18 protein-coding genes are annotated in these 17,233 nt (G+C 63.9%); all 18 read left to right on the top strand.

Going from position 1 to position 17,233, the window contains the following annotated elements; genetic code table 11:
• The first annotated feature begins 2 nt into the window (after positions 1-2).
• The 18 genes from K419_RS0107295 (at position 3) to flgC (ending at position 17,229) form a co-directional block, all read left to right on the top strand.
• Entirely contained in the window at positions 3-467 is a 465-nt protein-coding gene (locus K419_RS0107295) for a citrate lyase holo-[acyl-carrier protein] synthase (protein WP_264175600.1), read from the top strand.
• On the top strand, positions 457-1,275 hold the full coding sequence (locus tag K419_RS0107290; RefSeq protein ID WP_026841009.1) for a triphosphoribosyl-dephospho-CoA synthase: 819 nt from the start codon (positions 457-459) through the stop codon (positions 1,273-1,275). Before K419_RS0107295 ends, K419_RS0107290 begins: the two co-directional genes overlap by 11 nt.
• Before the next feature lie 38 nt (positions 1,276-1,313).
• Positions 1,314-1,760 carry a hypothetical protein gene (locus tag K419_RS24075; RefSeq protein ID WP_026841008.1) on the top strand — a complete coding sequence of 149 codons (447 nt, stop codon included), beginning with the start codon at positions 1,314-1,316 and terminating at the stop codon, positions 1,758-1,760.
• The gene (locus K419_RS0107280) at positions 1,754-2,647 is read left to right on the top strand and encodes an ATP-binding protein (RefSeq protein ID WP_012532282.1); all 894 of its coding nucleotides are present in this window, start codon (positions 1,754-1,756) and stop codon (positions 2,645-2,647) included. Before K419_RS24075 ends, K419_RS0107280 begins: the two co-directional genes overlap by 7 nt.
• Before the next feature lie 414 nt (positions 2,648-3,061).
• Complete coding sequence (locus K419_RS0107275) at positions 3,062-4,405, top strand: TolC family protein (protein ID WP_026841007.1); 1,344 nt, start codon at positions 3,062-3,064, stop codon at positions 4,403-4,405.
• Positions 4,402-5,499 carry an efflux RND transporter periplasmic adaptor subunit gene (locus K419_RS0107270; RefSeq protein ID WP_026841006.1) on the top strand — a complete coding sequence of 366 codons (1,098 nt, stop codon included), beginning with the start codon at positions 4,402-4,404 and terminating at the stop codon, positions 5,497-5,499. The genes K419_RS0107275 and K419_RS0107270 overlap by 4 nt, the downstream gene beginning before the upstream one ends.
• Positions 5,500-5,558: 59 nt before the next feature.
• The gene (locus K419_RS0107265) at positions 5,559-8,804 is read left to right on the top strand and encodes an efflux RND transporter permease subunit (RefSeq protein ID WP_026841005.1); all 3,246 of its coding nucleotides are present in this window, start codon (positions 5,559-5,561) and stop codon (positions 8,802-8,804) included.
• A gap of 100 nt (positions 8,805-8,904) precedes the next feature.
• Positions 8,905-9,333, top strand: coding sequence for a C-GCAxxG-C-C family protein (locus tag K419_RS0107260; protein ID WP_026841004.1), 429 nt, complete (start codon positions 8,905-8,907; stop codon positions 9,331-9,333).
• A gap of 21 nt (positions 9,334-9,354) precedes the next feature.
• Positions 9,355-9,567 (top strand): YgaP family membrane protein, encoded by a 213-nt coding sequence (locus K419_RS0107255; RefSeq protein WP_026841003.1) that lies wholly within the window; start codon positions 9,355-9,357, stop codon positions 9,565-9,567.
• Positions 9,564-10,394, top strand: a complete 831-nt coding sequence (locus K419_RS0107250; RefSeq protein WP_026841002.1) for an MBL fold metallo-hydrolase — start codon at positions 9,564-9,566, stop codon at positions 10,392-10,394. Before K419_RS0107255 ends, K419_RS0107250 begins: the two co-directional genes overlap by 4 nt.
• A gap of 26 nt (positions 10,395-10,420) precedes the next feature.
• The gene (locus K419_RS0107245) at positions 10,421-10,810 is read left to right on the top strand and encodes a rhodanese-like domain-containing protein (protein WP_026841001.1); all 390 of its coding nucleotides are present in this window, start codon (positions 10,421-10,423) and stop codon (positions 10,808-10,810) included.
• A gap of 170 nt (positions 10,811-10,980) precedes the next feature.
• Positions 10,981-12,009 carry a sensor histidine kinase gene (locus K419_RS0107240; RefSeq protein WP_026841000.1) on the top strand — a complete coding sequence of 343 codons (1,029 nt, stop codon included), beginning with the start codon at positions 10,981-10,983 and terminating at the stop codon, positions 12,007-12,009.
• A gap of 110 nt (positions 12,010-12,119) precedes the next feature.
• Complete coding sequence (locus tag K419_RS0107235) at positions 12,120-12,482, top strand: response regulator (protein WP_015839123.1); 363 nt, start codon at positions 12,120-12,122, stop codon at positions 12,480-12,482.
• Positions 12,479-12,988 (top strand): chemotaxis protein CheX, encoded by a 510-nt coding sequence (locus K419_RS0107230; RefSeq protein WP_404813195.1) that lies wholly within the window; start codon positions 12,479-12,481, stop codon positions 12,986-12,988. Before K419_RS0107235 ends, K419_RS0107230 begins: the two co-directional genes overlap by 4 nt.
• A 10-nt stretch (positions 12,989-12,998) precedes the next feature.
• Positions 12,999-14,006 (top strand): hypothetical protein, encoded by a 1,008-nt coding sequence (locus K419_RS0107225; RefSeq protein ID WP_026840998.1) that lies wholly within the window; start codon positions 12,999-13,001, stop codon positions 14,004-14,006.
• A gap of 147 nt (positions 14,007-14,153) precedes the next feature.
• On the top strand, positions 14,154-16,262 hold the full coding sequence (locus K419_RS0107220) for a tetratricopeptide repeat protein (protein ID WP_226377649.1): 2,109 nt from the start codon (positions 14,154-14,156) through the stop codon (positions 16,260-16,262).
• Positions 16,263-16,372: 110 nt separating this feature from the next.
• The gene (gene flgB, locus K419_RS0107215; protein ID WP_026840996.1) at positions 16,373-16,792 is read left to right on the top strand and encodes a flagellar basal body rod protein FlgB; all 420 of its coding nucleotides are present in this window, start codon (positions 16,373-16,375) and stop codon (positions 16,790-16,792) included.
• The gene (gene flgC, locus K419_RS0107210) at positions 16,792-17,229 is read left to right on the top strand and encodes a flagellar basal body rod protein FlgC (protein ID WP_026840995.1); all 438 of its coding nucleotides are present in this window, start codon (positions 16,792-16,794) and stop codon (positions 17,227-17,229) included. The genes flgB and flgC overlap by 1 nt, the downstream gene beginning before the upstream one ends.
• Positions 17,230-17,233 lie beyond the last annotated feature (4 nt).

Below are 17,233 nucleotides of genomic sequence, written 5' to 3'. Positions count from 1 at the left end.
TCTTGGAGGCGAGAGACTGCCGGCAGGCCCTTATGGACGGGATGTTCCCCACCCCGTTCCCGGCCACGGTGATGCTCTCCTTGAACCTGCCGGGGACGGAGAAGACCGGGGAACGGGCTGAGCGCCTGTTCCAATGGGGCGAGAAGGCCCTTCTGGGCGTGCTGAAGACGTCGGGCGTCGTGCGCGGATGCGACGACCTGGGTCCCTTCGGCATCTACCGCACCCGCCTCCCCTCCACACAGGTGAAGCGGCTGGGGATCTCCCTGGAGTCGATGCACCCGGCGGGAAGGCTTCTAGACCTCGACATCTACGACCATGCCGGCCGCCCCGTTTCCAGGGCCGGGCTGAATATCGCGCCCCGCACCTGCCTCATCTGCCCCGAACCCGCCCTTGCCTGCATCCATGCCAGGCGCCACCAAAGCGAGGAGCTGATGCTGCGCGCCCGGAGGATCATCGATGCGCTCTGAGCTGCCCACGCTGTCCCTGAACCTGGTGCGCGGCGCCTTCATGGAGCTCTACCTCACCCCCAAGCCGGGACTGGTCGACCTGAACGATTCCGGCTCCCATCGCGACCTCACGCTGCGCCGGATGGAAACCTCCCTGATGATCGTTTCCGCTTATCTCGCCGAAGTTACCGACAGCCTCGCTCGGGGGGAGGAACTGGCCGCCCAGGTACGGCTCGGGGTGGCGGCGGAGGCGGCGATGCTTCAGAGGGCGGGGACCAACTGCCACAAGGGGTACATCTTCCTCTCCGGGCTCCTCCTTTGCGCCGGCTCGCAGGTGGCGCGCCGCGACGAGGGGGAGCTCAGCGCCGCCGTCGGGCGCCTGGCCAAGTGCTTCTTCGACCGTCCGCACCCCCAGCCGACCAACGGAAGCCGCATCCGCAACAGTTCCGAAGCGCAGGGGGTGATGGGGGAGGCGCTGGCGGGGTTCCCCTCGCTCTTCGGCGCCGCACTCCCCGCCTTCAGGCACGAGATCGCCAGGGGAGGGAACCGCGGCACCGCAGTCTACGCCATGCTTGGGCGCCTGATGGCCACCGTCGAGGACAGCACGTCCCTGCACCGCTGCGGCAGGGAAGGGCTCGCGACGGTCAGGGAGGACGGGCGCAAGCTGGAACTCCTGGTGCTGCAGCGCGGCGACTTCCTTGGCTTTCTCGCCGAAAGGAACGAGGCGTATATCAGTCGCAATCTCACCATGGGAGGGGTCGCCGACCTCCTTGCCCTCGCTTTCGCCTGGCTCGCCCACACCGGCGAGCTGGGTCTCGCCGCTTCCTAGTTTTCCTTTGCTGCAATCTGCTGTTCCAGGGAGGCCCGATGGATCTCAGGGAAATGAGCGGCGCCCAGGCCTGCAGGCATCCGTGGGAGTCGGCGCGAGCCGCAGCCGTTGCCAAACTGCTGGAGCCGTACCTGCGCCAGGGGGTGTCGGTGCTGGATCTGGTTTGCGGCGACGGCTATCTCAGGAACCTGAGCCCGGAGCAACTCGCCATGCTGCGGGAAGAGGGGGGCGGCATCGCCTACCGGACCGAGCTTCCTCCCGCCGCAATTCCCCGCACCCCTTTCTTGCCCGCAGTTTCCCATATCATGTTGGCCAAATTGAACGCTGTTTTAATTGACAGCGGGGCGTGTAATGACGTATACAGGTTGGACTTTTTACCCGGCGTCCCGCGCCTTAGCGGCAGCTGCAGGAAAGATCACTTCGGCCCGGTACGCTTTTTCGCGGCCCGTCGCCACCACACACAGGATGGAAACAGCACATGTTGAATCTGAAACCGGAGGTCGTTGCCCAGCTTGAGCGAGTGCTCAGCTCTGTCGAAATGCTGCTCCCCAGGGCCGTGAAAGCGGTGGACTGGACCAAGTGCCACGCCGCGAACTGGCGTCGCCATTCCTTCTCGGGATACCTCGAGGCGGTAAAGGTGACTGACAACACCAGGCTGGAAGAACTCTTAGGCTGCGAGAAGCAGAAAGAGGTGATGATCAACAACACCCGCCAGTTCCTGAAGGGGCTCCCGGCCAACAACGCCCTTTTGTGGGGTTCGCGCGGGACCGGCAAGTCCTCCATGGTGAAGGCGCTCCTGAACGAGTACGGTCGCGAGGGGCTGCGCGTAATCCAGGTGGAGAAGGAAGACCTGATCTATCTCTCTGAGATCTTCAGCGCGGTCGAGAACGAGCCGTACCGCTTCATCCTTTTGTGCGACGACCTCACCTTCGAGGTGGGGGAGCTTTCCTACAAGATGCTGAAAAGCGCGCTGGACGGCTCCGTTTATTCGGCGCCGGAAAACGTGCTGATCTACGTAACCTCGAACCGCCGCCACCTGCTCCCCCAGTACGAGACCGACCTTTTGGGGGGCAAATACGTGAACGGCGAATTGCAGCAGAGCGAGGCGATGGAGGAGAAGGTCTCCCTTTCCGACCGCTTCGGTCTCTGGGTTCCCTTCCACGTCTTCACCCAGGACCGTTACATCGACGCGGTGCGCCAGTGCGTCGAGCGTGAGGCGGCGACCCGCAACCTCACCATCCCCTGGACCAAGGAGCTGGAACTCGATGCTATCCAGTGGTCGCACGACAAGACCAAACGCTGCGGCCGCACCGCTTTCCAGTTCTCCAAGAACTGGGTGGGGCGCTACCTGCTGACACAGGCGGGTGCGTAACAAGGATAAGAGCCGAAGCCACTGGCTTAGCAGCTTTACTATGAAAGAAGGCGACCGGCGTCCATCGTTATCGATGGGCGCCGGTTTTTTTTGATACAGGGAAGTTTCTGCATAGGTTTAACGAGAGATCAAGTCCTTCTGCGAAAAGACAAAGAGGGCCGACCTGCTACACTTGGTATTTTTCTGAATGACCGGGACAGACGCATCTTTGACGGCTCTAGGTGCCTCTCACTCTAGATAGGGCTGCTATCCGGAAGCGGATGCGGAGCAGGGTTAGTAGCCGTTGCGGTGGGAAGCTCTCCGGGAGATGACGGCTGAACAGAAATTGCCTTGACATACCCCGGTGGAGTATTTATATTCAGCTTCACATATATATTAATTCAAGAACTAAATGGTTCCAAGGAGGGACGCCTGGTGAGCCGAAAGATAATGCCGCTGATCGTGATGTACTTCGCACTCCTCGCGGCGCCTGCCTTGGGGGAGACGGTCACCCTGCGCGAGGCGGTGCACCGGGCCCTCGAGAGCAACAACCTGCTGAAGGCGGCGTCGTTCCAGCGGGGCGCGGCGGAGCAGGAGGTTGCCGTGGTGAAGAGCCGGTACCTTCCCCGCGTTCAGGCCGAAAGTGGCGTGGTTCTTTCCAATACCCCTTCGAGCGTCTTCATGATGAAGCTGGACGAGGGGCGCATCAACCCTTCCGGCGACTTTGCCGCCGACACCCTCAACAACCCGTCGCCGCGCGCGGATTTCCGCACCTCGGTCTCGCTGGAGCAACCGCTTTTCGATCTGGGGATCGGAAACGGCGTGCGCATGGCGGACATGAGCGCCCAGGCGGCGGATCTCTCCCTCCAGGGGAGGCGCGAGGAGGTTGCCTTCCGCGTCTACCTCGCCTATCTCGGGGTGCGGCGCGCCCAGGCCTACCGCAGCATCGCCGACCAGGCGCTGGCCAACGCGAAGGAGCACGACCGCCTGGCCGGGCTGCGGGAAAAGGACGGCCTGGGGCTCAAGTCCGACCGGCTGCGCACCGCAACGGCCTTGTCCGAGGCGGAGCAGCGGCTGGTGTCGGCGCAAAACGACCTGTTGCTGTCACGCATGAGGCTGAACCTGGCGACCGGCGGCGAGCAGGGTGGAGCGTTGGATATAGGCGAACTCCCCGAAATCAAGGAACCGGTCCTGGCCCAGCGGGACCTGGTGGCACTGGCCCAGCAAAGCCGCCCGGACCTGAAAGCGGACGAGACCTCAGTGCAGTTGGGCGAACTCGCGGTACGGCAGGCAAAGGATGCCTATCTCCCTACCGTTTATGCCCGGGGCGCCTATCAGGTAAACGACCGCGACCTCCCGCTGGGGATGGACAAGGATTCCTGGAACGTGGGGGTGAATCTGCGTTGGGAGCTCTTCGACGGTGCCAGGCGCTCGCATGAGAAGGCGAAAGCCGAGCTTTCCCGCAAGGCTGCAGCGGCGGTGCTGGAAAACGACCGCAGGGAAGTGGCGCTCCAGGTAACCGAGAGCGTGCTTAGGCGCCAGGAGGCTCTGCTCAGGTTGGAGAGCGCACGGCGGGCGGTGCAGGACGCCGAGGAAGGTGTGCGCCTGGTGGCTCTGCGCTTTGGCAACGGGCTCTCCCCGCTGGTAGAGTTGATGGATGTCGAAGCGGCGTTGAACCGGTCCCGCGCCGGCCTGGTCGAGGTGGAGAACAACCTCCTTGCCTCAACCGGCGAGGTCTATTTCCGTGCGGGGGTATTTCTGAAGGAGGTCATCCAATGAGAAGCTACCGGGCCGCAGTTCTCGCCCTCATGATAGCGTCGGCTCTAGGCTGCGGGAAGAAAGAGGAGCATGCCGTTCAGCAGAGTGCGCCGCCGGTCGTTACCGGGGTGACGGTCGCCGGCGTGGCTGCCGAGGAGCTCCCCGAGGTGCAGGAGGCGGTCGGCACGGTCCGGGCGCGCTCCAGCGCGGCCATCTCCGCCAGGCTTTCGGGCAGCGTGACCGCTGTCTATGTCCGGGAAGGGGACCGGGTCGGCAAGGGGAAGCTTCTGGTCGCCATCGAGGCGGTGGAAAGCGGCGCGGTGGCGGCGGGAGCGGCCTCCGGCGTCGACGAGGCGTCCCGCGCACTCTCCGAGGCCCAGGCGCGGAAGAAGCTCGCCGATGTCACCTTCGAGCGCTACAGCAGGCTCTTCGAGCAACAGGCGCTGACCCGGCAGGAACTGGACACCAGGAGGACCGAGCAGGAGGTGGCGGCGCAAGGCGTCGCCCGTGCCGAGGCAAGGCTCGCGCAGGCGCGCCAGAGCGCAAGAGCGGCAGGCGCCGTTGCCGGTTATGGCCGGGTGGCCGCTCCTATCTCCGGCGTGGTGGTATCGAAACAGGCGGAGGCCGGCCAGACCGTCTTTCCGGGAACGCCGCTTCTGACCGTGGAGAAGGAGACCGGGTTCCGCCTTGAAGTTGCCGCGCCGGAAGGGCTGCTCGGCAAGGTGAGGCAGGGAGATCGGGTGCCGGTGTCGGTCGAGGGGGTCCACGCGCTCGGGACCGTCTCCGAGGTGGTGCCTGTCGTAGATCCGGCCAGCCGCACCTTCACCGTCAAGCTTGACCTTTCCACCGGTGCGCTTCGCTCCGGCAGTTACGGCAAGGCGTTTTTCAAGACAGGTTCCCGGCAGGGAGTAGCCGTCCCTGCCCAAGCCGTGGTGGAGCGGGGCTCGCTCACCTCCGTGTGGGCGGTATCCCCGGAAGGGATAGCGAGGCTCAGGCTGATCCGGCTGGGGAGGAACCTGGAGGGCCGGGTCGAGGTGATCTCCGGGCTTGCCGCCGGCGAAAAGGTGGTCACCCAGGGGATGGAGCGCATGGTAGACGGCGCGCGGGTGCAGTGATTCGGGAGTTGTCGCCCCTGCTCGCAACGAAGGCTTGTTGTTAACCACTGGAGAAACAGATGAATAACTTGGGCTTCGCGGGGAAGATCGCCCGCGCCTTCATAGACTCCAAGCTGACGCCGCTCATCGTGGCCGCCTCGCTGCTGCTGGGGCTCTACTCGATCGTCGCCACGCCGCGCGAGGAGGAACCGCAGATCGTGGTTCCCATGGTGGACATCTACTTCCCCATGCCGGGCTCCTCGCCCAAGGAGGTGGAGGAGCGCCTGATCAACACCTTCGAGAAGAAGATCTGGGAGATCAAGGGGGTCGAGTACCTCTACTCGGTGAGCAAGCCGGGCATGGGGATGATCACGGTCCGCTTCCTGGTGGGCGAGGATATGGAGAACTCGCTCGTCAAGCTCTACAACAAGGTGATGAGTAACCGCAACTTCCTCCCCCCCGGCGCCGCGGAGCCGCTCGTGGTCTCGAAATCGATCGACGACGTCCCCATCCTCTCCCTTACCCTCTGGTCGGACCGCTACGACCACCATGCCTTGAGAAGGGTGGCGAGGGAACTCTGCGACGACCTGCAGAAGGTGGACAACGTCGCCAACTCGGAAATCCGCGGGGGAGTCTCGCGCGAATTGAAGGTGAGCCTGGACGCCGCCCGGCTCTCGTCCTACGCCCTCATGCCTGTCGCGGTCATGGGCGCCCTGGAGCGGGGGAACGTTGCCCAGCGCGCAGGCGCCGTCTCCTCCGGAAACCGCGACTACAAACTCGACGCGGGAAGCTTCATCTCGACCCCGGAGGACGCCCGCAGGCTGGTGGTGAGCGTGAAGGACGGCCGCCCGGTCTACCTCTCGGACGTGGCGACGGTGACCGACGACGTACAGGAGCCGAAGGATTACGTCTTCTTCGGCCTGGGCCCGGCGGCTGCACATAAGGGGCTCAAGGGGGGAGCGGCGGATTACCCGGCGGTGACCATATCGATCGCCAAAAGGAAGGGGGCCAACGCCACCTGGGTAGCCGAGGACCTTTTGAAACGGGTCGAGTTCCAAAAGGGTAAGATCATCCCCTCCGAGATGCAGGTCACGGTGACCAGGAACTACGGCGAGACGGCAAAGGACAAGAACAACGAACTTCTCTTCCACATGTTCCTCGCGGCCATCTCGGTCACCATCCTCATCGCCGTCTTCATGGGTTGGCGTGCGGGCGCCGTCGCGGCCATCGCCATTCCGGTGACCCTCGCCCTCACCATGTTCATCTTCAACCGGATCGGCTACACGCTGAACCGGATCACCCTCTTCGCCCTCATCTTCTCCATCGGGATCCTGGTGGACGACGCCATCGTGGTGGTGGAAAACATCCACCGCTACTTCACGACGACGAGACTCAAGCCGCTGGAGGCGGCGGTGCGGGCGGTGGACGAGATCGGCAACCCGACCATGCTTGCTACCCTGGCCGTAATCGCTTCCATCCTCCCCATGGGGTTCGTGGGTGGGCTCATGGGGCCGTACATGCGCCCCATCCCGGTGGGGGCCTCCATGGCGATGGTCTTCTCGCTTTTGATCGCGCTCATCGTCACCCCCTATTTCGCCTACCGCTTCATGAAGGGTGAGTCCCACTACGGCAGCGAGGCGCCGCCCGACGAAAGCTGGATGACCCGCTTCTACCGGCGCCTCATGGGGAGGCTTCTGCACGACAAGAAGGTCCGCTATGGTTTCCTGACCACGGTGGTGCTCCTGCTGCTCCTCTCCTTTTCGCTGATCTACTTCAAGGCGGTGACGGTCAAGATGCTCCCCTTCGACAACAAGAGCGAGCTGCAGCTGATCGTGGACGCGCCGGAGGGGACCACGCTGGAGGAGAACGCCCGCATGGTGGCGGAACTGGGTGAGACGCTCAGAAAGGTCCCCGAGGTGACCGACTTCCAGAGCTACGTCGGGACCAACTCCCCCTTCAACTTCAACGGCCTCGTGCGCCACTACTACCTGCGCAAAGGGCCGAGCGTCGCCGAGATCCAGGTGAACCTGGTAGGAAAGGACGAGCGAAAGGGGCAGTCGCACGACATAGCCAGAAGGATCCGCCCCGCGCTCAAGGCGATCACGGACCGCTACGGCGCGCGCATCAAGGTGGCCGAGATCCCCCCCGGGCCGCCGGTCATCTCCACCCTGGTGGCGGAGGTCTACGGCCCCGACCAGCAGAGCCGGGTGGAGATCGCCAAAAAGATCAAGGGGATCTTCGCCTCTACCCCGGGTGTCGTCGACGTGGACTGGTACCAGGAGGACGACCAGCCGAACCTGCGCTTCGAGGTTGACCGCGAGAAGGCCGCTCTCTCCGGGGTCGACGCGGCCCAGGTGGTGCAGACCCTGAAGATGGCGGTAGGGGGGACGGACGTGGGGATCATGCACGCCCCGCAGGAAAAGGAACCGGTGCACATAAACCTGAGGCTGCCGCTTGCTTCCAGAAGCGACATAGCCTCGCTTTCCTCCATCTACCTCGCAGGGACGAAGGGTAACGTCCCGCTCTCCGAGCTGGTGCGCGTGGTGAAGGGGGTGGAGGAAAAATCGCTCTACCGAAAGAACCTGAAGAGCGTGGTCTACGTCACCGGGGACGTCGCCGGGGTGATCGAGGCGCCGGTCTACGCCATCCTCAAGATGCAGAAGGATATCGACAACATACCGCTTCCCGGCGGCTACCGCATCGAGCAGCGCGCAGCAACGCAGCCCTGGAGCGAGGAGCGCCCCGGGATCAAGTGGGACGGCGAGTGGCACATAACCTACGAGGTCTTCCGCGATCTGGGAGTGGCGTTTGCGGCGGTCATGGTACTCATCTACGTCCTCGTCGTGGCCTGGTTCCGGGACTTCACCACGCCGCTCGTGATCATGGCACCCATCCCGCTCACCCTGATCGGCATCCTGCCGGGGCACGCCCTGATGGGAGCCTTCTTCACCGCCACCAGCATGATCGGTTTCATCGCGCTCGCCGGGATCATCGTCAGGAATTCCATCATCCTCATCGATTTCGCCGAATTGCGTCGCCGTGAGGGAATGGCGCTCGACGAGGCCATCATAGACGCCGGGGCGATACGTTTCCGCCCCATGCTGCTGACGGCGGCGGCGGTCGTGGTGGGGAGTTTCGTGATACTTTTCGACCCGATCTTCCAGGGGCTGGCGCTCGCCATGATGTGCGGCGAGATCGCCTCCACCACCCTTTCCCGTATCACCATTCCCATCCTGTACTTCATGGTGGAGTCCTGGAAGGAGAAACACAAAAAAGGTGGCGAAGCGGGGAGCGAGGCGGAAAAAGAGGTCGAGGTTCAGGTTTAGGTTGAGAAGTGGGAGATATGTATATTAAGATGTAACGCTGGTGCAGCGAGGCGGACCGGGGTTTACCCTCCCGACCTTCACCTGTCGTAAAGGAGGCTTCTTGTTACAAAACGTTGCGGAACAATTTGATCAAACGGTGGCCGGCAAGGTCGCCACACAGGCCGAGGCGCTCTACCGCTCGGGGAAGATGCATTGCGCCGAGGCGGTGCTCGCGGCCGTGAAGAACGAGTTCGCCCCGGAAGCGGGGGACCTGGTTGTGCGGCTCGCCGCCGGGTTCGGCGGGGGCTCCGGCTCCGGCTGCATCTGCGGGGCCGTGGCGGGCGGCACCATGGCGCTGGGGCTCGTCCTGGACGCGGACCGGCGCAAGGCCTCCGAGCTGACCCGTGAGCTGCACCGCTGGTTCAAGGCCCAGTACCGCGTCACCTGCTGCAAGGTACTCTCGGCCAAAGGAAAGGAAGGGTGCCCCACCCTCACCGCCGAGGTGGCGGGAAAGGTGGCGCAACTGCTGCAGCAGGGTAGCTGCGCCTAGGCGCACGATAGGAGGAACGCCATGTACATCGACAGGCTTTTAAGGCTCATTGCCGGGAGCTTCACCCTCATCTCGCTGGCCCTGGCCCATTACCATGATCCCCGGTGGCTCTGGTTCACCGCCTTCATCGGGCTGAACCTCTTGCAGTCCGGATTCACCGAATGGTGCCCGATGATGACCATCCTGAAAAAGCTCGGGGTGCCGAAGCTACCGCCGCAGGCTTCGTCCAGGTGAGCTGCCGGATCAGGATTCTCTGCGACAACAGCGCCGGGCCGCTCTCCGGCACCCTCGGCGAGCACGGCTTCGCCGCCTTGGTGCAGCAGGGGGAAGAGTCGCTCCTCTTCGATACGGGCGCCGGGGAAACCCTGTTGCACAACGCCCAGCGCATGAACGTCGACCTTAAGAGCGTCGAGCAGGTAGTCCTCTCCCACGGGCATTACGACCACGCGGGAGGGCTCTGGCCGCTCCTGCAGGCGGCCGGCCCCAAAAAGGTGCTGGCGCATCCCGACGTCTTCTCCAGGCGCTACGTGTTCCGCGAGGGGGCGACCCGCTCGGTCGGCATACCCTATTCAGAGGATTTCCTTGCCGGCCTGGGGGCCACCTTTTCCTACGGGGACGCCTTCAGGGAAATCCTTCCGGGGGTGTTCCTCACCGGGGAGGTGCCCAGACTTTCGAGCTTCGAGGAGGGGGACGCCGGCCTTTTCTGCGACTTAGCCGGCTGCCGGCGCGACACCGTCCCGGACGACCAGTCCCTGGTCATCGTGACGGAGAAGGGGCTTTTGCTCCTTCTGGGGTGCTGCCATGCCGGGGTGGTCAACACTATCGAGTTCGCCCGGGAGAAGACTGGGGTGGGGGAGGTCTACGGAGTGGTGGGAGGATGCCATCTCGCCTTCTCCTCCCAGTCCCAGATCGATGCCACCATCAAGGCCCTCAAGAAGTACAAGGTGAAGAAGGTCTCCCCCGGCCACTGCACCGGTTTCCACGCGGCGGCGCGGCTCGCCCGCGAATTCCCTGGCGGATTCAAGCCTCTGCAGGTAGGATACCTGCTCGAAGTCGAATAAATTAACAACGAAGGGGTTCATCGATTATGAGAGTCTTTGCCGTACTTTTTTCCCTGCTGCTTTTTGCCGTTGCCCCCTCCTTTGCCACCGGTGCGGTCAACGTCAGCTCCGCCCAGGCCCGTGCGCTCCTGGCGAAGAACGCCAAGATGGTGGTCCTGGACGTCCGCACCCCAGAGGAGTACCGGCAGGCACACCTGAAAGGATCGCTCCTGATACCGCTGGGGGACCTCGGCAGGAGGGTGCAGGAGATCCCGCGGGACCGGCCGGTGCTGGTGTACTGCGCCGTCGGTGCCCGCTCGCAGAGCGCAGCCAGCTTCCTTGCCTCGAAGGGGTACCGCGACGTTTACAACATGGCCGACGGCCTGGTGGGATGGTACAAAAACGGGCTCCCGCTGCAGACCGGCTCTTCCCGCTGACAAGCCGCCGGGGCGACCCGGCGGTCCTCTTTTTTCTTCCCCGCTACTTCTTCCCATTCCCCTGGAACCTCTCCACAATCTGGTAGAATTTTGCAGGCCTTTTTGGCTCAAGATATGCACACCTATTTCCGATAAGCCAAGGACGGTTTTAAGGTCCAGGCGGAGGTGCCATGCAGGTGGAACCTGAAAAAAACGCAGCCATGCTGCTGGAGCGGATCGACTGCGGCGTCGTGCATCTGGACGACACCGGCAAGGTGCGCCTCGTCAATAGCAAGGCAGAAGAGCTGCTCCACGTCCAGCGCGGCAAGGTGCAAGGGCGCAGGGTCGACATGCTCCCCTTGCGTACCCCGCTTTACCGTGTATTGAGCGAGGACTCGCTGGACGCCCCGGTGGAGATGAGCTTAGAAGGGACTGTGGTCCAGGTCCGCTCCTTTGTCCTGCCGGCCGAATGCGGCGGGGGGGAGCTGTACCAACTGCGCGACATAACTGCTGAAAGAAAAGAGAGGCGGCAGCGTGAGGAGTTCGTGGCCATGATGACCCACGACCTCAAGTCGCCGCTTACCGTGATCATGGGGTACATCCAGGCGCTTGTGGGGGAAAAGGCGAAGATCGACGCCTCTCTGCACCTGTTCCTCGGGGAGATGGACAAGAGTTCGGTGAAGATGCTCTCCATGATCGACGACGTGCTGGACGCCTACCGGCTGGAGGCGGGCCTTTTGCCGATCGACCGCTGCCGTTGCGACATCCGCCCCTTGCTGGAGGGTTGCAGCCGCGACGGCGAGCGCGAGGCGGCGGTGCACGGCTCCTGCTTCCAAAGCGAGCTCTGCGACGACATACCACCGCTGGAACTCGACTCGAAGCAGATCAGCCGGGTCTTCGCCAACCTGATCGGCAACGCTGTGAAATTCACCCCCAGGCGCGGCACCATTACCTTCAGCAGCGAGGTCCGGGACGGGTTTCTCCGGGTACAGGTCGCCGATACCGGCATAGGGATTCCGCCCGAGGAGTTGCCGCGGATCTTCAACAAGTATTTCCGGGCTCAGGGCGCGCACGGTTTCAAGGGGACGGGCCTCGGCCTCACCATCAGCAAGGCGATTGTGGAAGCCCATGGCGGCAGCATCGGCGTGGAGAGCACGGCCGGCAAGGGGAGCCGCTTCTCCGTCCTTTTGCCGCTGCGGGAGGAAAAGGAAGTCATTTAAGCGTTAAAGTTCAGGGCCAAGAAACCGATTAGCCTAGCATCGAGCCTAAAACAGCAGCGAAAAGACGCTGTTGCGACCGATACCACCTATCAGCCAAGGAGGAGCAAAACATGGGCAACGTATTAATAGTGGACGATTCCTCGACCATGAGAAAGATCATCTCCCGCAGCCTGCGCCAGGCCGGTCTTGCCGTGGACGACATCTACGAGGCGGGCGACGGCATCGAGGGGCTCGCCGCCATGGAAGGAAAGAGCATCGACCTCATCCTCTCCGACATCAACATGCCGAACATGGACGGCCTCGAGTTCATCAAGAGCGTCAGGGCCAAAGGGGTCAAGACCCCCATCGTGATGATCACCACCGAAGGGGGGGAGGACATACTCAAGGAAGCCATCACCAACGGCGCGAGCGACTCCATCAAGAAGCCCTTCACGCCCGATCAGCTCAACGAGAAGCTGGGAGGCTTGTTATGATGTCGCTGAACCAGGAAATCGCGCACGCGACACATCTGGAGGAGGCGGACCTGGCGGGCTACGTGATCAACGCCACCAAGGAGGTCTTCGACACCATGGTGATGATGGCGCTTGAGGACAGCTACCCCATCAAGGAGCCTGTCACCGCGTTCCACTGCTCGGTCACCGGGATGGTCGGCTTGGCCGGCACCTACACCGGCATCCTCTCCATCCACTGCCCGCGGAACTTCGCCCTGCGCATAACCTCCAACATGCTCGGCATGGACGTGGAGGAGGTGGGGGAGGACGTGAACGACGCCCTGGGCGAGATCGCCAACATGCTGGGGGGCTACGTGAAGCAGATACTCTCCAAGGGGGGGCTGGACATCAACCTCTCCATCCCGACCGTCATCTCGGGCGAGGATTATACGGTCAACTCGATGGCCGACAGCGACTGCGTCATCATCCCGTTCACCAACGAGGGTGACCGCTTCCTGGTCGGGCTGAAGCTGAGAAAGGAAATCTAGGCGGTAGGCGATGGCTGCATACGAAAAGCTACAATCCATGTTGGACGCCGCCATGAAGCAGGCCGGCGAGGAGAGCAGCATGCTCCTCGGCCAGAGCATGACGGTGGCAGCTTCCGACGTCTTGAACACGGACCGTAAGAGCTACCTGGGGGACGAGGACAACCCCATCTACGTGGTCGGGGTCGAGTCGCGCGAGGCCTATCCCGGGCGCTTCTACCTCCTCTTCTCGCTGGGCGACACCATCGTGATGAGCTCCATCCTGCTCGGCATCCCCGGGCCCAGGATCCAGGAGAAGCGCAGGCTAAGCATCCAGGAGCCGGACGACGTGGATGCCTTCGGGGAAATCGCCAACCAGATCATCGGCTCTTTCAATTCCGTGTTCCAGCCGAACCTCCCCGAGAAGGTGCACCTGAAGCTCCTCCCGCCGCAGAAGTACGTTCCCGGAACGGACGAACTGAGCGACGAAGCCCCCTTTCCCGACGGCGAGTACATGATGTACCGCGCCCCCCTGGAGATCGAGGGGCACGAGATGAGCATGCTGGACATCATGGTCCCGCACCCGCTGGCGAATCTCTTCGACCCGCAGCCCGAACAGCCGGCCGAGGAGGTGGCGGAGGAGGCGGCCGAAGAGGCGCCGGAGGATGAGGCCGTAGCCGACTCCATCCTGGTGCTGGGTGACGACGAGTCGCGCCACGAACTGGTGCTGGGGCTCGCCGGGACCGGCCTCAACCTCATCGACGCGCCGCTTGGCGCAGACCTCCCGGGGCTCTTCTCCCAGGGAGAGGTCAAGATCGCCTTCATCACCTTAAAGCACACCACGGACCGCGACCTCGCCATCTGCAAGAGGGTGGTCCCGATGGTGGACCGCAAAGGGGGCGCCGTGGTGCTCTGCGCGCCGGAGTGGACCCGCAGCTCGGTCCTCAAGGCGCTCAAGGCGGGGGTGAAAGGTGTCCTCATGCCCCCCTTCGATCCGCAGGAGCTGAACTCCAAGGTGGGGGAGATCCTGCACACCCCGTAGCCGAGTCAAAAAAACATCCCGGCCGGCAGTTTTTTTGACTGCCGGACCGCGCAGGACCCCCTCTTCCCCCGACCGGATCCGTATCGCAGTTAAAACCACTTTTATTCCAAACACTTAAGTTCCGGCTCGCAGGAGTGAGATAACGGCATGCCTTTTGCCTTGCTCCCCGCTATGACCTACACGTTGCGCACACCCCGCCCAGGGCTCGCCCTGCTGTTCCTGCTCGTTGTCGCCTGCGCGCTCCCCGGCCGCGCGGAGGCGCAGCAGGAGAACCGCCTGCGCCGTATCGCTGTCCGTCCCCACCAGGAATTCACCAGGATCAACCTCTATTTCCAGTCCCCCCCCGATTACACGCTCAGGCTCTCTCCGGGACGGGTCCGCCTCGAGGTGAGGGGGGCCGACGCCCCGAGCTTCAGGAAGCTGCGCGGCTACGCGGACGCCAGGCTCTCCGGCATCTTCACCGAGCTGCGAGCCGGCGTCCTGAGCCTCTCCATTCCGGTGCGCGAGTCGGAGCCGGGGGTACAGGCGGTTTCCTACGGCAACCCTTCGGTCCTCTCGCTCGACATCGGGCCTGGGGTGAAGCGGGCAGGAAGGGTCGACATTGCGCCGGGGCGCGAGCCGATCCTCGCCGGGACCGAGCAGTTCGTGCGCGCCTTCGAGTCGGACCCGGGAGGGGTCCCCTTCGCCCCCACCGACGCGAAGCTTTTGAAGGAGCTCTTCGCCCCCGAGGAGCTGGCGCTCTTCCAGCAGGGGGAGAGCCTCCTTTACGAGGAGCAGGCCGAGGCTGCTGCAGGGGTCTTCACCACCTTCCTGGGGAAGCCGCGGGGGGCGCGGGCGCTCGCCTTTTACCGGCTCGGGGAGGCGCAGTTAGGGCTTGGGCGCGTCAAGGAGGCGCTGGGCGCCTTCAAGCAGGGGGAGGCGGCCTGGCCGCAATACCTGGAGCAGGCAGCCGACATCCAGCAATCCTATGCCGATGCCCTCGCCCGAAGCGGCGACTTCGCCGCCGGGCGTCGAAAGCTCTTGCAGCTCATGGACCGCTACGTCGGCACCCCCTATCAGAGCGAGCTGATGAGCCGCCTGGCGGACCTGTCGCAGCGGCAGGGGAGAAAGCTTGCGGCGGCGGCTTTGTACCGAAGCGTCGTCGTGCACGCGCCGGGGAGCGCCGCTGCGGCGAGGGCGCGCCTGAAGCTTGCCGACCGGGAACTCTTCACCCTTTCCCGTGACCGCTACCGGGAACTTCTGGCAAAGTACCAGGGGATCTACCAGGCGCCGGGCGACTTCGACACGAGGGACGAGGCGCTCTTCAAGACGGCGCTTCTACTGGCCCTTTACGCCCCCCCCCGGGAGGCGCTGGAGGCCGCCATCAGCTACGACCGGCGCTACCCGCGCGGCATCTTCAGCACCATCGTCAAACAGATGCGCGAGGAGCTGCTGCTCCCCTCCTACCGTGAGCTCGCCGCGGCAGGAAAGGACGAGGCCCTGGTGCAGCTCGCGCGGGAGAACCGGGAGCATCTCGCCCGGTGCTTCAGCGACCCCGCCTTCCCCGAGAGGCTCTCCCAGGCCTTCGAACGGACCGGGAAGCTGACCCAGGAGATGGAGCTTTTCGGTTACCTGGACGAGAAGAACTGGGCCGCGGCGGGCGCCCCCTTCATGCTCTCCCGCGTGGTGGACGACGCCGCCACCTTAGGGAACCAAGCGCAGGCTGAGGAGGTGGGGCGCAGGTTCCTGCAGCGCTTCCCGGCCGACGCGCGCGCCGCGAGGGTCAAGGAGCAGCTGGGGCGGATCGCCTTCGAGAAGGGGGACCTGCCGGCGGCGGGTGCTGAGCTTCGCTTCCTCGCCGCCAAGGGAAGGGAGGCGCAGTTTCCCGACAGCGACTATTATCTCGGCAAGGCGCAGCTGGCCGCCGGCGACCACAGGGGCGCGGTGAGGAGCCTCGCCCGGTTCACCCAGAACGTGAGGGAGGACTCGCCGCTTCTTCCCGACGGCTACTTCACCCTGGCCGGTGCGCTTGCCGTCTGCAAGGATTACGACGGGGCGCTGGCGGCCTGCGAGGTCGGGGGTAGGGTCGCAGCCGGAGAGGGTGCCGCGCAGTTCAAGTACAAGGCCGGCGAACTCTACCTGCAGCAGGGGGAGGTGGCCAAGGCTCAAGCGAGCTGGGAGAAGGCGGCAGCTTCCGGGGGGACCTGGGGGAAACTCGCCGGCGAGGCGCTCAGTGACCTCAAGTGGCGCATGAAGATCTCCAAGGAGCTTCCCTGACTGTCAAAAAGATGACTTTGCGCCCCGCTGCGCGCTTAAACGCCCGATAACACACGGCTGTGACAATGGTACGGCTTTTGCTGTCAGAGCCTTGCCACAAGGAGGTAGCCATGCCGGTACAAGGAATTTTCGGAAATACGGTGGAACTTTTGGGCAAGACCCTGGATCTCAGGGCCAAGAGGCAGTCGGTGATCGCTTCCAACCTCGCCAACGTCGAGACCCCCGGTTACGCCCCGAGCGACCTCTCCTTCGAGGGGAGGCTCAAGGACGCGCTGAAGCAGGGGGCGACCCCGACAGCAACGCCGCACCCGAGGCACATCCTGCTCAAGGGGGCGTCGGTCTCCCTCGACCGGGTGCAGGGTGACCTGGTCCAGGTCACCGGGAGCAACATGGGCCCGGACGGCAACGGCGTGGAGATGGAAAGCGAGATGGGGCGCATGGCCGAGAACCAGATCATGTACAACGCCACCGTTCAGCTCCTCGCCAAGAAGTTCGAGGGGCTGAAACAGGCTATCAGGGGTACCTTATAATGGACTTTTTCACCTCGATGGACATCTCCGCCACGGCGCTCGCCGCCGAGCGCACCAGGATGAACCTCATCTCCAGCAACCTGGCCAACGTCAATTCGACCCGGACCGCGGAGGGTGGGCCGTACCGCCGCAAGGACGCCGTATTCACCGCCACGCCGCTCAAGGAAGGAGCCTCCTTCGGTGCCGCCCTCTCCAAGGCCGCCAGCGCCAGGAGCGTGCAGGTGACCCAGATCAAAGAGGACCAGCGTCCCCCGAGGCTGCAGTACGAGCCGGGACACCCCGACGCCGACCCGAACGGCTACGTCGCCTACCCCAACATCAACGTGGTGGAGGAGATGGCGGACATGATCACGGCCAGCCGCAGTTACGAAGCCAACATCACCGCGACCCAGGCGTCCAAGAGCATGGCCTTGAAGACGCTCGAGTTGATGCGCTAGACAT

The organism is Citrifermentans bremense R1, assembly GCF_000426865.1.
GTDB lineage: Bacteria > Desulfobacterota > Desulfuromonadia > Geobacterales > Geobacteraceae > Geomonas > Geomonas bremensis.
The sequence above is the reverse complement of the archived record's forward strand: the minus strand, read 5'-3'. Positions and strand labels throughout refer to the sequence as shown.

What these genes read in the sequence shown, in the direction of transcription:
- flgC (WP_026840995.1), top strand. Translation starts at nt 16,792, where the DNA reads ATGGACTTTTTCACCTCGATGGACATCTCCGCCACGGCGCTCGCCGCC.
- K419_RS0107235 (WP_015839123.1), top strand. Translation starts at nt 12,120, where the DNA reads ATGGGCAACGTATTAATAGTGGACGATTCCTCGACCATGAGAAAGATC.
- K419_RS0107245 (WP_026841001.1), top strand. Translation starts at nt 10,421, where the DNA reads ATGAGAGTCTTTGCCGTACTTTTTTCCCTGCTGCTTTTTGCCGTTGCC.
- K419_RS24075 (WP_026841008.1), top strand. Translation starts at nt 1,314, where the DNA reads ATGGATCTCAGGGAAATGAGCGGCGCCCAGGCCTGCAGGCATCCGTGG.
- K419_RS0107265 (WP_026841005.1), top strand. Translation starts at nt 5,559, where the DNA reads ATGAATAACTTGGGCTTCGCGGGGAAGATCGCCCGCGCCTTCATAGAC.
- K419_RS0107230 (WP_404813195.1), top strand. Translation starts at nt 12,479, where the DNA reads ATGATGTCGCTGAACCAGGAAATCGCGCACGCGACACATCTGGAGGAG.
- K419_RS0107280 (WP_012532282.1), top strand. Translation starts at nt 1,754, where the DNA reads ATGTTGAATCTGAAACCGGAGGTCGTTGCCCAGCTTGAGCGAGTGCTC.
- K419_RS0107220 (WP_226377649.1), top strand. Translation starts at nt 14,154, where the DNA reads ATGCCTTTTGCCTTGCTCCCCGCTATGACCTACACGTTGCGCACACCC.
- K419_RS0107240 (WP_026841000.1), top strand. Translation starts at nt 10,981, where the DNA reads ATGCAGGTGGAACCTGAAAAAAACGCAGCCATGCTGCTGGAGCGGATC.
- K419_RS0107270 (WP_026841006.1), top strand. Translation starts at nt 4,402, where the DNA reads ATGAGAAGCTACCGGGCCGCAGTTCTCGCCCTCATGATAGCGTCGGCT.
- K419_RS0107225 (WP_026840998.1), top strand. Translation starts at nt 12,999, where the DNA reads ATGGCTGCATACGAAAAGCTACAATCCATGTTGGACGCCGCCATGAAG.
- flgB (WP_026840996.1), top strand. Translation starts at nt 16,373, where the DNA reads ATGCCGGTACAAGGAATTTTCGGAAATACGGTGGAACTTTTGGGCAAG.
- K419_RS0107290 (WP_026841009.1), top strand. Translation starts at nt 457, where the DNA reads ATGCGCTCTGAGCTGCCCACGCTGTCCCTGAACCTGGTGCGCGGCGCC.
- K419_RS0107255 (WP_026841003.1), top strand. Translation starts at nt 9,355, where the DNA reads ATGTACATCGACAGGCTTTTAAGGCTCATTGCCGGGAGCTTCACCCTC.